This window comes from Pseudomonas sp. 32_A (genome assembly GCF_017490905.1).
GTDB lineage: Bacteria > Pseudomonadota > Gammaproteobacteria > Pseudomonadales > Pseudomonadaceae > Aquipseudomonas > Aquipseudomonas inefficax.
Window position 1 is genome coordinate 1 of record NZ_JAFGYI010000122.1, and the last position, 634, is coordinate 634.

General features: G+C 63.7%; 1 protein-coding gene. It reads left to right on the plus strand.

The annotated features are described in order from the left end of the window. Positions 1-634 (plus strand): metal-dependent hydrolase (locus tag J5M58_RS25875; RefSeq protein WP_207880158.1); only part of this gene is annotated, 634 nt, incomplete at both ends.

Sequence of the window (634 nt, forward strand, 5' to 3'; positions counted from 1 at the left end):
GAGTTCAACGACGTCGCCGAGGCGGCCGGCTATCCCGCGCATCGGCTCGACCGCGGCTTCTGGAGATTCACGGGGCTGATGCAGAAGATCCTGCCGCCGCCGCTGCGGCTCGCGCAGACGATCGCGTTCGAGCATTACACGGCGATCATGACCGACATGCTGCTCGGCAACTTCGAGCGTTTCCACGATTCGGCCGACGCATACGCGAACATGTGGCTGTGGCATTCGATGGAGGAAACCGAGCACAAGGCGGTCGCGTTCGACGTGTGGAACGCCGTGATGAAGCCCGGGCCGGCACGCTACCTGATGCGCACCGGCTCGATGCTGCTGACGAGCGTCGTGTTCTGGGGCACGAATTTCTCTTTCCACATGGCGTTCCTGAACGCGCATCGGCGCATGCACGGCAAGGTCACCGGCAAATGGGCGTTCCTGCGGTTCTTCCTGAAAGGCATGGTGCGCATTGCGCCGAAGACGCTCGCGTACTTCAAGCCCGGCTTCCATCCGTGGCAACACGACAACCGCCGGCACTTCGCGCAGCTCGACCAGTTGCTCGCCAACATCGACGCGAGCAACGCGCGATATGCGGCACAAGCGGCGCCGCGGCGCATCCCGCTGCATCCGATGACCATTCAGC